We start from the raw sequence: 13,516 nt of genomic DNA, 5'->3' as shown, positions 1-13,516 counted from the left end.
TCAACGGTGAGTAAAGAGGGCGCTCATGGGGCGAAGGTTGATCGTGACGGCGATCGCGGGGGCGGGGGTGGCCGTCGTCGCCGGCGCGCTGCTGTTCGTCTCCGGCGAGCAGGGGTCGCAGGCGGCGCGGTCCGCCCCGCGGATGCCCGCATGGGAGGATCCACTGACCGGCCAGGAGGTCGCCCAGGCCACCGCCATCGCGTCGGCGGGCTCCAGGTCGCACCTGGCCGCGGGGCGGATCAAGCTGCTCTACGTGGAGCGCGACGACGACAAGGACGTCTCGGACCGCCGCCGTGCCGACGCGTATCTCTACGACTACGGCAGTGACAGGCTCATCGTGCGGACCGTCGACCTCGGCCGGGGCACCGTCGTACGGGAGACGGTGGCGCGGGGGGTGCAGCCGCCGCCGTCGAAGGAGGAGGAGACGACGGCCGCCGGGCTCCTGCTGGCCCACCCGGGATACGGCAAGGTCGCACGCGAGGCGTACGCCGGGGCGGGAGGCGGGCGGCTGGGGTCGGCGGCGGATCTGGGGCTGCGCGGGCTGATCTTCACCCCGTCCGGCGAGAAGGGACCGGCCAGGCAGTGCGAGGCCCACCGGTGCCTGCGGCTGTTCGTCCGGCTGCCCGACGGCACCTGGCTGGACACCAGCCGGCTCGTCGTCGACCTGTCCGCCAAGAAGATCCACACCCTGGAGTGGTGATCAGTGTTCCTCCGCCTCGCCCTCTCCTGCGCCCTGCTCGCCGGAACCCTCACCGCCCCCCAGGCCGCACCGATACCGCCGCTCCCCTCGCCCGGCGCGCCGTCCGGCGCCCCGGCCGAGACGGCGGAGACGACCGCCGCGCAGCCCGGTACGGCACCGTGTAACGCGCCGTACCGGATCGACAAGACCCTGCCCAACGGGGCGCGCTGGCAGCTCTGCTGGGAGATGCGCAACGTCGAGGGGCTGACCCTGACCAGGGTCGTCTACACACCGAGGAACCAGCGGGCGATCGCCGTGCTGCGCAGCACCTCGCTGGCCCAGATCCACGTGCCCTACGACAGGGGCCGGCCGCGCTACCACGACATCGGGTCGCTGGGCTACACCGCCATCCCGCTCCGGGCGGCCGACTGCCCGCTCGGCGAGCGTCGCGAGCAGTTCGTCTGCGTGACGACCAGGGCCCGCGGCCACGCGTACCTGAAGTCGGTCCCCGACCAGCCGAACCTGACGGCCCAGGGGCGTGACCTGGTGGTGTTCGCCGCCTTCCAGGTCGGCTGGTACACCTACCTGGCCGAATGGGCCTTCTCCGACGACGGTGCGATCACCCCGCGGGTGGGGGCCACCGGGTCACTCGCCGGTTTCACCACCACGCCGGAGCACGGCTGGCCCATCGGGGTGGGCGACGACAGGTTCGAGGCGAGCCACACCCACAACATCTTCTGGCGCCTGGACTTCGACGTGGCGGGCCGGGCCGACGACGTCGTGGAGCAGTACGACTTCAGCGGCTCGGGCACCGCGAACCGGCGGCTTGAGCGGACGACGTTCGGCACCGAGGCCAAGGCCGTCAGCAGGCCGATGCGCTGGTGGCGGGTGGTGGACCGCAAGGTGCGCAACGCCGACGGGCACCGTGTCTCCTGGGAGATCAACAACTCCGACAGCGCCCAGTACCGGGGCCCCGCCGACGAGGCCTTCACCCGGGCCGATCTCTACGTCACCGACTACCGCTCCTGCGAGCGCCTGGCGAGCGTCAACCCGACCCCCCGGTGCGCCAAGTCCGTCGACCGCTACACCAACGGCGAGCGACTGACCGACCCGGTCCTGTGGGTCAACGTCGGCTACCACCACGTCCCCCGCGACGAGGACGCCGACCCGATGCCGAGCCACTGGCAGGGATTCCGCATCACCCCCCGCGACGTCACCGCCAAGAACCCGTACTGACGCCCGGTTCCGGCACGCTCCACATAGCTGGCGATCGTCACTTTTCTCCCATTCGGCTCCGCACCTTTTCCTCACACGCATGGTGATAGTGGACAAGGGCATGGGTTGAGAGACCCGGGTAGGGCAAGGTAGGGGCTATCGATCTACGGGAGTTGACTCATGAACGCGCACTTGGACCTGGACCGGCTCGCGGGCGGAGCGCACCATGATCCGCACTCGATCCTCGGGGCGCACCAGGGTCCCGAGGGCGTGACGATACGGACGCTGCGCCCGCTGGCACAGAAGGTCCAGGCCCTCGTGGACGACAGGGCCCACGACATGAGGCATGTGGCCCACGGTGTCTTCGCGGTGACGATCCCCGGCCTCGACAAGATCCCCGACTACCGGCTCCGGATCGCCTACCCCGATGCCGAGCCCTACCAGACGGACGACCCCTACCGGCACTGGCCCACGCTGGGCGAGATGGATCTGCACCTGATCGGCGAGGGGCGCCACGAGCGGCTCTGGGAGACCCTCGGCGCGCGGGTCATCCGGCACGAGGACGTCGAGGGCACGGCCTTCGCCGTGTGGGCGCCCAACGCCCGCGGCGTCCGGGTCATCGGCGACTTCAACCACTGGGACGGCACCGCGTATCCCATGCGCTCGCTCGGCAGGTCGGGCGTGTGGGAGCTGTTCATCCCCGGTCTCGGCCCCGGCGACCGTTACAAGTTCGGCATCCTCGGCTCGGACGGGATCTGGCGGGCCAAGGCCGACCCGATGGCCCGGCGTACCGAGACACCGCCCGCGACCGCGTCGGTGATCGAGAAGTCGGAGTACGGCTGGCGGGACGAGGAGTGGATGCGGCGCCGTGCCGGCGGCGCCGCGGTGCGCGAGCCGATGAGCGTCTACGAGGTGCACCTCGGCTCCTGGCGCCCCGGCCTGTCGTACCGGGAGCTGGCCGTCGAACTGGTCGACTACGTGGTGGACATGGGGTTCACGCACGTGGAGTTCATGCCGGTGGCCGAACATCCGTTCGGCGGTTCCTGGGGTTACCAGGTGACGTCCTACTACGCGCCGACCGCCCGTTTCGGCTCTCCCGACGACTTCCGCCATCTGGTCGACAGCCTGCACGAGGCGGGCATCGGGGTACTGGTCGACTGGGTGCCCGCGCACTTCCCGATGGACGACTGGGCGCTGGCCAGGTTCGACGGCACCCCGCTGTACGAGCACGCCGACCCCGCGCGGGGCGAGCACCCCGAGTGGGGCACCTACATCTTCGACTTCGGCCGCAGGGAGGTGCGCAACTTCCTGGTCGCCAACGCGGTGTACTGGCTGCGCGAGTTCCACGTCGACGGGCTGCGCGTCGACGCGGTGGCCTCGATGCTCTACCTCGACTACTCGCGGCGCGAGGGCGAGTGGACGCCGAACGAGTACGGCGGCAGGGAGAACCTCGACGCGGTCGAGTTCCTCAAGGAGATGAACGCGGTCGCCTACCGGGAGGCGCCGGGCATCGTCACCGTCGCCGAGGAGTCGACCGCGTGGCCGGGCGTCTCACGCCCCGTGCACCTGGGCGGGCTCGGCTTCGGGTTCAAGTGGAACATGGGCTGGATGCACGACACGCTCGCCTACCTCAGGCACGAGCCGGTCTTCCGCCAATACCACCACCACCAGATGACGTTCTCGCTGATGTACGCGTACTCGGAGAACTTCGTGCTGCCGCTGTCGCACGACGAGGTGGTGCACGGCAAGGGGTCGCTGCTCGGCAAGATGCCCGGTGACGAGTGGCAGCGGTTCGCGAACCTGCGCGCGCTGTTCGCCTTCATGTGGGCCCACCCGGGCAAGCAGCTGCTGTTCATGGGCGGCGAGTTCGGCCAGGGCTCGGAGTGGTCGGAGGAGCGCGGGCTCGACTGGTGGGTGCTCGACTTCGACGGGCACCGGGGGGTGCAGCGGCTGGTCCGCGACCTCAACCGGGTCTACAAGGACTCTCCCGCCCTGTGGAGCGTGGACGCCTCCCCCGAAGGGTTCCGCTGGATCGACGCCGACGACGCCCAGGGCAACGTGTTCTCCTTCCTCCGCTACGCCGAGGACGGCTCGGCAGTGGCCTGCGTGGCCAACTTCTCCGGCGCCCCGCACGAGAACTACCGTCTCGGCCTGCCCTTTCCCGGCCGGTGGGAGGAGGTGCTCAACACCGACGCCTACGACTACGCGGGCAGCGGCGTGGGCAACCTCGGCGCCGTCGAGGCCGTCGAGGAGCAGCGCCACGGCCTGCCGTACTCCACCACACTGCGCGTCCCGCCGCTGGGCGCCCTCTGGCTGCGCCACCCGGGTGAGTCCGAGTCCGCCGTGGAGTCCCCCGTGGAGTCCACGGCGGAACCGGCGGCGGACGAGCGCGCGGTGCGGATCGTACGGGAGCGACCGGAGAGGCGGGCCGCGACCGAGTCGCCCGCCGACGAGCCGGAGGAACGCGAGGAGGCCGAACCGGCCTGATCACAACTCAACAACACTCGCACACAGTATCGAATACTCCTCTACCCTCAAGATCGCGAGGCGTGGTGATCTTCGATCCCGCCCGCCAAGTGATCAGCGGGCGTGCGCGGCAGCGGGCGCCCCCTTCCCTGGAGGTTGAGTGAGACTTCGACGTCTCACGGCGGGCGCCATCGCGCTCACCGCCGTTTGGGCGACCCTGGTCGCCACCCCCGTCTCCGCTCTCGCGGCAGGACCGCCCCCCTCGGCCGGTCCCGCCATCGACCCCGCCGTCACAGCCGGGGTCGCCTCGGGGGAGAGGGTCCGCGCCATCGTCGGCGTGGCCGAGGGGCAGTCCGTCGCCTCCGTCGCCCGCAGCGCGGAGGCCGCCTCGCCGGAGACCGGCGTTCTGCCCGGCTCCGGCACCGAGACGTTCTTCGTCATGAACGTCGACGGGCCGACGCTCGCCGCGCTCGGCGGCGATCGGCGCGTCGCGTCCGTTCACGAGGACCGGCTCAGCGCTCCCGCGCTCGCCTCCACCACCAAGGTGATCGGCGCCGACAGGGCGTACCTGGCCGGTGCCACCGGAGCGGGCCAGAACATCGCCATCCTGGACAGCGGCATCGACCGCGACCATCCGTTCCTCGCGGGCCGGATCGTGGCCGAGGCGTGCTTCTCGCACAACGCGGAGGAGTGGAGGAGCCGCACGCTCTGTCCCGACGGCAGCACCAGGCAGGTCGGCCCCGGCTCGGCGGACGCCGAGACGGCCCAGTGCGTGGGCCCGCGCGGAAACCTGTGCGGCCACGGCACGCACGTCGCCGGGATCGCCGCGGGCAAGCGGTTCGGGAAGGAACGGGCGAACGGCGTCGCCCCCGGCGCGGGCATCATCGCGATCCAGGTGTTCAGCCGTTTCCTCGACGAGGAGCAGTGCGGCAAGGGCAAGGCCCCGTGCGTGCTGGCCTGGGCCTCCGACCAGCTCCGTGCGCTGGACTACGTGATCGACCTCACCAGGACCCATCGGATCGCCGCGGCCACCATGAGCGTCAGCCAGCCCGGCGACAACCCGTACGACGAGAACGAGACGTGCGACGTCGAGCCGGTCAGCGAGGAGATCGCCGAGTTGCTGAAGCTGGGCGTCCCGACCGTCATCGCCTCGGGCAACGGGGGGTACGAGGGCAGGGTGAGCGTCCCCGGTTGCGTCCGCAAGGCCGTCACGGTGGGCGCCACGAACGACCGTGACGCCATGGCCCCCTTCTCCAACCGGGGAATCCTGCTGGACCTGCTGGCCCCGGGGGTCGGGGTCAGGTCCTCGGTCCCCGGCGGCGGCTGGGCCACCCGGAGCGGCACCTCGATGGCCGCCGCGCACGTGGCGGGTGCCTTCGCGCTGCTCAGGGAGCGCTCGCCGGAGGCGAGCCCGGCCGAGTTGCTCGCGCGGCTGCAGGACACCGGCAAGGCGGTCACCTACCGCAACCGGGGCAGCGACGTGACCACGAAACGGATCGAGGTGCACGCCGCGCTCGGTCCGGCACCGTCCGCCACCCCGACCCCCAGCCCGACCCCCACCGCCACGCCGTCGCCCAGTGCGACGCCCACCACCGCACCCGCCACGTCCCCGCCGACCACGACGCCGGCCGCGACGCCGTCGCCCGACCCGACGGGCACGGACGCGGGTCCGGCCACCCCGGACCCGCTCCCCGAGGCCGGCACCTGCCGACGAGGCGGCGGCACGAAGGCGCTGACCTCCGCACGGTGGGCCTTCGAGCTGCGCCGGGGCAGCGGGAGGCTCTCGGACCTCACCCTCTCCTGCTATCTGAGCCTGGCCCAGAAGGGCAGCAAGGTCTTCCCAGAGGTCACCGCGTCGGGCTCGCTCGGCAGTGCCTACCGGGTCCTGAAGGGCAGGGCAGGCAAGGCCGCGCTCGACCGTGAGCTGCTGGCCGCCTGGCTGAACTGGGCCCACGGCGCGTACGACGGTTCCTCCAGGGTGCGCGGCACCACCACGCTGAAGAGCGCGATCGCCGCCGCGGAGAGGCAGCGCCTCAACGGCAAGGCGACCGGTGTCCAGGTCGCCGCCGCGACCGGATACCTGCAAAAGCACGTCAACCGGGCAAGGTAGCCCTTCTCCGCGGTCTCTTCGCTCCCCGTGGGAGTGTCCATTCGAACCCAGGAGGCACCCCAGGGGAGCGATTCACCTCGCCGAACATGATTACCCGGGCCGGTCACGCCGCTGCGTGATCGGCCCGCTTTATATCTATTTAGTGCCTTAAATCTGTTTTGCGCTTCACGACCGTTCCGTGACACTCCGACACGGCCCCCTCCCGCCGCGCCCGTTCCACCACCGTTCCTCCCAAAACCTTAAATCGGCCTTATATCCGCGACCGAGGCATTGACCGGCAGCGAAGGAGAACCTACGCTCAAGAAATTAATAGGAAACTTTCCTATGAATACGGGGGCTAGGCACTCTCTGACCTGGAGCGACCCTTGCGACGAATTACCATCGGCTCCTTCATCGCAGCGGCGGCGCTGCTGATTCCGCTGGGGATCGGCAACGCCACGGCCGCCACACCCGCCACCGCGACCTACTCGACCGTTACCGACTGGGGTTCCGGCTTCGAGGGCAAGGTCGTCGTCAAGGCCGGCACGAGCGCGCTGACCAGTTGGAAGGTCGAATTCGACCTCCCCGCCGGCAAGTCGATCAGCTCGGCCTGGGACGCGGACCTGACCAAGAACGGGAACCACTACACCTTCGTCAACAAGTCGTGGAACGGCGCGCTGGCGGCGGGTGCCTCGGTGAGCTTCGGCTTCAACGGCGCACCCGGCGGGGTGTCCGGCGTGCTCAACTGCACGCTGAACGGCGCCGGCTGCGACGGCACCGGCGGCCCCGACCCCACGCCGACTCCGACGGTGACCCCGACGGTGACCCCGACCCCCACGCCGACCGTGACCCCGACCGTCGACCCCTCCGCCAAGAAGCTCATCGGCTACTTCACCCAGTGGGGCGTCTACGGCCGCAACTACCACGTGAAGAACCTGGTCACCAGCGGTTCGGCGAGCAAGCTGACGCACATCCTGTACGCCTTCGGCAACACCACCGGCGGCAGGTGCACCATCGGCGACTCCTACGCCGACTACGACAAGGCATACACCGCGGACCAGAGCGTCGACGGCGTGGCCGACACCTGGGACCAGCCGCTGCGCGGCAACTTCAACCAGCTCCGCAAGCTGAAGAAGGCGTACCCGAACATCAAGGTCATCTGGTCCTTCGGCGGCTGGACCTGGTCCGGCGGCTTCACCCAGGCGGCGGCCAACCCGACCGCGTTCGCCGACTCCTGCTACAACCTGGTCGAGGACCCGCGCTGGGCGGACGTGTTCGACGGCATCGACATCGACTGGGAGTACCCCAACTCCTGCGGTCTCACCTGTGACAACAGCGGTCCGAACGCGTTCAAGAACGTGATCTCCGCGCTGCGGGCCAAGTTCGGCACCGGCAACCTGGTCACGGCGGCCATCACCGCCGACGGCTCCACCGGCGGCAAGATGGACGTCGCCGACTACGCCGGCGCGGTCTCGAATCTCAACTGGCTCATGCCGATGACCTACGACTTCTTCGGCGCCTGGGACGCCCAAGGCCCGACGGCTCCGCACTCGCCCCTCACCGCCCTCCCCAACTCCACGAAGCCCGGCTTCTACTCCGACGCCGCCATCCAGAAGCTGAAGGACAAGGGCGTCCCGGCCAACAAGCTCATGCTCGGCATCGGCTTCTACGGCCGCGGCTGGACCGGCGTGACCCAGGCGGCTCCCGGTGGCACCGCCACCGGCCCCGCCCCCGGCACCTACGAGCAGGGCAACGAGGACTACAAGGTCCTCAAGACCAAGTGCCCGGCCACCGGCACCGTCGCCGGCACCGCCTACGGCTTCTGCAACGGCCAGTGGTGGGGCTACGACACCCCCGCCACCATCACCGGCAAGATGACCTACGCCAAGAACCAGGGCCTGGGCGGCGCGTTCTTCTGGGAGACCAGCGGCGACACCGCGAACGGTGAGCTCATCACCGCCATGTCCAACGGTCTCAAGTAATATCCCAATCACTCGACCCTCCGTGTGCGTCACGCCGCGGGGGGTCGAGCAGTTCCTGAGAAGATCCTCAAAATCCGGGGCAAAGTATTCACGCGTCGCATATGGCTGTTTAGACTCCTAAACGCCCTTTGATCCCCCCGGAGGACGTGTGCGAGTTCGAGCCCTGGTGGCCCTGGCGTTGGTCCTCACCATCGCACCCGCGGTACCCGCCCTCGCCGAGAACCCTCCGGCTCCCCCGGGCGCCTCCGCGAGTCCGTCCCCCGGCCCGGATGAGAGCGCGCCCGCCGACGTGCCGGCCCCGCCCACCGACGGCGAACTCCCGCCCGGTGACGGCGAGACCCAGCCTGGTGACGGCGAACCCCAGCCGAAGCTGGAGACGGGGCTCGCCGCGGAGAGCGACGGGACCCGGGTGATCGTCGAGCTGGCGGCCCCCGAGGCGGCGGCGCCGGTCGCCGGGGAGGCGGAGCGACTCCCCGATGCCCAGGTCGTCCTCGAACCCTCCGACACCTCGTTCATCGTGGTCGAGGGCAGCGGCGAGTCGCTCGCCAAACTGGCCGAGGACCCGCGCGTCCTGTCCATCCGCCGCGACCGCGTCTACTCCCCCGCCGCGCTGACCTCGCTGGGCTCGCTGGCCTCCAGCCTGCAGGTGGTCGGCGCGGACAAGGCGCACGCCGCCGGGACCAAGGGTGCGGGCCAGACGATCGCGGTCATCGACACCGGGATCGACGCCGGCCACCCCGACTTCGGGGGCAGGGTCGTGGGTCAGGCCTGCTTCTCCGCGACGGACGAGGGCGCGCAGTCCCTCTGCCCGAACGGGCAGACGAGCGACCCCGGATCCGCCGACGCCAACACCCCCGCCTGCGTCCACGAGCAGGTCAACCTCTGCGACCACGGCACCCATGTGGCGGGCATCGCGCACGCCGTCGCCCCCGAGGCGGACATCGTCGCGGTCCAGGTGTTCAGCAGGTTCAACGACTGCGACGACGAGGGCGGCGCCTGCCTGAGCGCGTTCGAGTCCACCATCCTGCTCGCCCTCGAACACGTCGCGAAGCTCAAGGAGGGCGGCACGAACATCGCCGCGGTGAACCTCAGCCTCGGCGGCGGCCTGTACGAGGGAGCCTGTGACGCCGAACCCGAGTTGGCGTCGATGAAGAGCAGGATCGACGACCTTCGCGCCAAGGGGGTGGCCGTGGTGGCCGCCGCCGGCAACGAGGGCCTGTCCGGCGCCGGGGCTCCCGGCTGCCTCTCCGGCGCGGTGACCGTGGGCGCGACGGGCGACGACGACACCATCCCCTACTGGTCCAACTACGGCTCCGTGCTCGACCTCTTCGCTCCCGGCCTTGACATCGACTCCGCGGTGCCGGGCGGCGGCCACCAGGTCTACAGCGGCACCTCGATGTCCACCCCGTTCGTCACCGGCGCCCTGGCGCTGATGGCCCAGAAGGCGCCGGGCGCCCCGGACGCGCTGGAGGCCGCGCTGAAGACCGCGGGCCGGCCGATCACCTACGGCAGCGTGACCACCCCCCGCCTCGACCTGAACGCCGCGATCGCCGGGGGCACCCCCGGCGATCCCATCACCCGGACCCCTCCCCCCGACTCCGCCGACTCCCCTGAGGACCCGTCCGAGGACCCGTCGGAGGAGCCCAGCCCGGAACCGAGTTCGGGTCCCACGCCCACACCCACGCCGACCGACCCGGTGCCGACGCCGATCCCGCTGCCGACGGTGACGGTCACCGTGACGGTGACCGTCCCCCCGACGACTCCCCCTGCGGCCCCCACGGTGTGCACGCGCGGCAAGTCCACGAAGACGCTGACCGTCGCGCAGTGGGCGACGGAGATCAGCCGGGGCTCCGGGACGATCCCGGACGCGACGCTCGGCTGCTACCTCGGCCTGGTGAGCAAGGCCAGCAAGGTCTTCTCCGAGATCACCCGCGCCTCCACCCTGGGCACCGCGTACAAGGTGCTCAAGCCCGCCAAGAAGACGTCGAAGGCCAAGCTGGAGGGCGAACTGCTGGCCGCCTGGCTGAACTGGGCGAACGGCGGGGTGAACTTCACCGCGAAGATCAAGGAGACGGCGACGCTGAAGACGGTCCTCACCTCGGTGGAGAAGCAGCGCCTGAAGGGCACCACTCCCGCCGCGTCCACCTCGCTGCTCAAGAAGAAGGTGAACGCCCGCCGGGCCGCCTAGTACGTGATCGGGGTTGAGAAACAACCGGTGGCTGTTCCTCAACCCCGATCAGCCGCCGCCCGTCGCGGTGGCGGCGCTCATGCCTGGATGAGGGTGAGGACGTTGCCGGCCGGGTCCTTGACCTGTGCCTTGACCACCCAGCCGTTGTCGGTCGGCGGCATGGCGACCGCGCCGCCCAGTTCGGCCGCACGGCGGACCGCCTGCTCAAGGTCCGGGACCAGCACGCCCAGGGTGACGCCGGCCTGTTCGGTTTCGACGATCGCCCCGCCCAGCCCGCCGGGCGTCTGAACCAGCGCGTACCCCGGCCCCTTGCGGTCGACCTGCCAGTCCAGTAGGTCGCCGTAGAAGCGGTGCAGGTCCGCGTCGTCCGGGCCGCCGATGTCGAAATGCGCCACCGCGTTCGCCGGGCGCACAGTCTGCTCGTTCATGTCATGTCCTCCTGGGTCTCTTCGCCGTCCCGGGCCTGGACGGTGGCCGGAAAAGCCTGCACGAGCAGGTCGGCAAGCCGGTGAAGCCGTTCAGGGCAGGCCCGGTAGAGCCGATACGTCCGGTCGACTCTCATCGTGACCAAGCCGGTCTTGCGCAGCACCTTCAGGTGCTCCGAAACACTGGCCGGGGCCAGGCCGAGTTCGTCGGCCAGTTCTCCCGCGCCGCGCTCACGCTCCCAGACCTCGGAGAGGATACGCCGACGGTGCCTGCCGGCCACGGCGCGCAGGAGTTCATCGAGATCATCCGGCTCGATCACGACGGCGATGCTATTTCGGATTAATCCGAAATAGCAAGCGGCCGATCACACGCGTTGCCCCGGCAGGCGGGTGAACCTCGCCACACCGCGCATCCCCGGTTAGGGACCACTCACCGCGTACCCGGCAGGCAGCCGAACGTCCGGCAAGCCCGGTGAAAGCGGGACACCGGCAAGCCTCACCGCCCCGCCTACCCGGAAAGCCGACGAACCTACGCCGATCCGCATAAGCCTGGTATGTGTCGCTTAGGGTGAAGGGCATGGACGCGACCAAGGTGATCATCGATACCGTCGACCGGTTCAAGCAGCGGCGTACCGCCCCGCTGGTCCTTGAACTCGACCTCACCGAGGGCCTGACCGACGGCGCCCCGGCGGATCCGCTGGGCGCCATCCTCGCGATGCGCAAGACGAGCCTGGCCGACGTGCTGGCCGGGCTCAAGCGAGCCAGGAAGGACGACCGGGTCAAGGCCCTGATCGTCAAGATCGGCACCCAGTCACCGGGGCTCGCGGTCGTCCAGGAGCTCCGCCAGGCCGTCGCCCTCTTCCGTGCCTCGGGCAAGCTGACCGTCGCGTTCGCCGAGAGCTTCGGCGAGTTCAGCGGGGGCACCGTCCCCTACTACCTGGCCAGCGCCTTCGAGCGGGTCTACCTCCAGCCGTCCGGCGACGTCGGGCTCACCGGCGTCGCGATGGAGCAGCGCTTCCTGCGCGGCGCGCTGGGCAAGCTCGGCGTCGAGTACCAGCTCGGCCAGCGGCACGAGTACAAGACGGCCGCCAACACCTTCACCCAGGACCACATGACCGACGCCCACCGCGAGTCGATGGGCCGCATCACCGAGTCGGTCACCGAGCAGGTCGTGGCGGGCGTCGCCGAGGGGCGCGGGCTGGAGCCCGCCAGGGTACGCGAGCTGATCGACCAGGGCCCGTTCATCGGCGCCGAGGCCGTCGAGGCCGGGCTCGTCGACCGGATGGCCTACCGCGACGAGGTCTACGACGAGGTCAAGCAAGAGGTCGGCGAGAACTCGCTGCTGCTGTACGTCGGCCGCTACGCCAAGGCGCTGACCGCGAAGAAGCTCCCGCACCCGGGCGAGCAGGCCGTCGCGCTGGTCCGCGGCAACGGCGCGATCCGGCTCGGCCGCAGCGGCCGCAGCCCGATGGGCGGCGGCGGCGCGATGGGCTCCGACACCATCTGCGCCGCGCTGCGCGCGGCCCGCCGCGACGACAGCGTCAAGGCGGTCGTCTTCCGGGTCGACAGCCCCGGCGGCTCGTACGTGGCCTCCGACGCCATCTGGCGCGAGGTCGTGCTCACCCGCAAGGCCGGCAAGCCCATCGTGATCTCGATGGGCGACCTGGCCGCCTCCGGCGGCTACATGGTCTCGATGGCCGCCGACGTGATCGTGGCCCAGCCGGGCACGCTCACCGGCTCCATCGGCGTGTTCGGCGGCAAGGCGGTCATCGGCGGCCTGCTGGAGAAGATCGGCGTCACCTCGGAGATCGTCGGCGAGGGCGCCAACTCCGGGATGTTCTCCCCCACGAACGCCTTCTCCGAGGCGCAGTGGGTGCGGATCAACGCCTGGCTCGACCGGGTCTACGACGACTTCGTGAACAAGGTCGCCGAGGGTCGCGGCCTGACCCGCGAGCGCGCCCACGAGCTGGCCAAGGGCCGGGTCTGGACCGGGGCCGACGCCCTGGAGAACGGTCTCGTCGACGAGCTCGGCGGCCTGGAGGACGCGCTGGCCGTGGCCCGCAGGAAGGCCGGCCTGCCCGCCGACGCCCCGGTGCGCGCCTACCCCAAGCTCAACCCGCTGGAGCGGCTGCGCCCCGCGGAGTCCAGCGAGGACAAGGCCGCCGCGCTGGCCCGGGTCCGGGTGGAGGCGTGGGGCCCCCTCGCCCACCTCGCGGGCGAGCTGGGCCTGCCCTCGTACGGGCCGCTCATCCTGCCGGGCTCGTGGACGATCCGCTGACCGCGTCCTGCGGTTGAACCACTGACGTTGTCTCCCGCTTGTCTCCCGCACGCTTCGGTCGTACGGACCGCCCGGCTCGGCGGGCTGATCGTCTTCGGTGAGGAGCCGCCGCGTTCGGACAGAGTGTCCGGCGGCTTCGACGAGGGCCGCCACCCGGATCGGGTGGCGGCCTTTCGGATCAGCGGTGGCGACTC

The 13,516-nt window shown here is 70.6% G+C and carries 9 protein-coding genes; 7 read left to right on the top strand and 2 right to left on the bottom strand.

Translation table 11 applies throughout. The features are described 5' to 3' along the window. Positions 1-25: 25 nt before the first annotated feature. The 6 genes from ACFQVD_RS39645 (at position 26) to ACFQVD_RS39620 (ending at position 10,619) form a co-directional block, all read left to right on the top strand. Positions 26-700 carry a hypothetical protein gene (locus ACFQVD_RS39645; RefSeq protein ID WP_343973022.1) on the top strand — a complete coding sequence of 225 codons (675 nt, stop codon included), beginning with the start codon at positions 26-28 and terminating at the stop codon, positions 698-700. A 3-nt stretch (positions 701-703) separates the two neighbouring features. Continuing rightward, positions 704-1,915, top strand: a complete 1,212-nt coding sequence (locus tag ACFQVD_RS39640; protein ID WP_343973025.1) for a copper amine oxidase — start codon at positions 704-706, stop codon at positions 1,913-1,915. Positions 1,916-2,074: 159 nt separating this feature from the next. Continuing rightward, positions 2,075-4,381 (top strand): 1,4-alpha-glucan branching protein GlgB, encoded by a 2,307-nt coding sequence (gene glgB, locus ACFQVD_RS39635; RefSeq protein ID WP_343973028.1) that lies wholly within the window; start codon positions 2,075-2,077, stop codon positions 4,379-4,381. A 139-nt stretch (positions 4,382-4,520) separates the two neighbouring features. Continuing rightward, positions 4,521-6,470, top strand: coding sequence for a S8 family peptidase (locus tag ACFQVD_RS39630; protein ID WP_343973031.1), 1,950 nt, complete (start codon positions 4,521-4,523; stop codon positions 6,468-6,470). Between the two features lie 365 nt (positions 6,471-6,835). After that, the gene (locus tag ACFQVD_RS39625; RefSeq protein ID WP_343973034.1) at positions 6,836-8,431 is read left to right on the top strand and encodes a glycosyl hydrolase family 18 protein; all 1,596 of its coding nucleotides are present in this window, start codon (positions 6,836-6,838) and stop codon (positions 8,429-8,431) included. A gap of 148 nt (positions 8,432-8,579) precedes the next feature. After that, complete coding sequence (locus ACFQVD_RS39620) at positions 8,580-10,619, top strand: S8 family peptidase (RefSeq protein ID WP_343973037.1); 2,040 nt, start codon at positions 8,580-8,582, stop codon at positions 10,617-10,619. Positions 10,620-10,696: 77 nt separating this feature from the next. Here ACFQVD_RS39620 and ACFQVD_RS39615 read toward each other — a convergent pair whose 3' ends face one another. Together ACFQVD_RS39615 and ACFQVD_RS39610 are read right to left on the bottom strand one after the other, a co-directional pair. Further along, a complete protein-coding gene (locus ACFQVD_RS39615; protein ID WP_343973040.1) occupies positions 10,697-11,047 on the bottom strand; it encodes a VOC family protein in 351 nt (116 codons plus the stop codon). Next, complete coding sequence (locus ACFQVD_RS39610; RefSeq protein WP_343973043.1) at positions 11,044-11,364, bottom strand: ArsR/SmtB family transcription factor; 321 nt, start codon at positions 11,362-11,364, stop codon at positions 11,044-11,046. The genes ACFQVD_RS39615 and ACFQVD_RS39610 overlap by 4 nt, the downstream gene beginning before the upstream one ends. Positions 11,365-11,621: 257 nt before the next feature. Between ACFQVD_RS39610 and sppA the strand changes: the two genes are divergently transcribed. Beyond that, positions 11,622-13,322 (top strand): signal peptide peptidase SppA, encoded by a 1,701-nt coding sequence (sppA, locus tag ACFQVD_RS39605; RefSeq protein ID WP_343973046.1) that lies wholly within the window; start codon positions 11,622-11,624, stop codon positions 13,320-13,322. Positions 13,323-13,516 lie beyond the last annotated feature (194 nt).

Origin of the sequence: Streptosporangium amethystogenes subsp. fukuiense, assembly GCF_042665875.1 — a bacterium.
Taxonomy (GTDB): domain Bacteria; phylum Actinomycetota; class Actinomycetes; order Streptosporangiales; family Streptosporangiaceae; genus Streptosporangium; species Streptosporangium fukuiense.
Note: the sequence above shows the minus strand (reverse complement) of the source record. Positions and strands in the feature narration are given on the sequence as shown.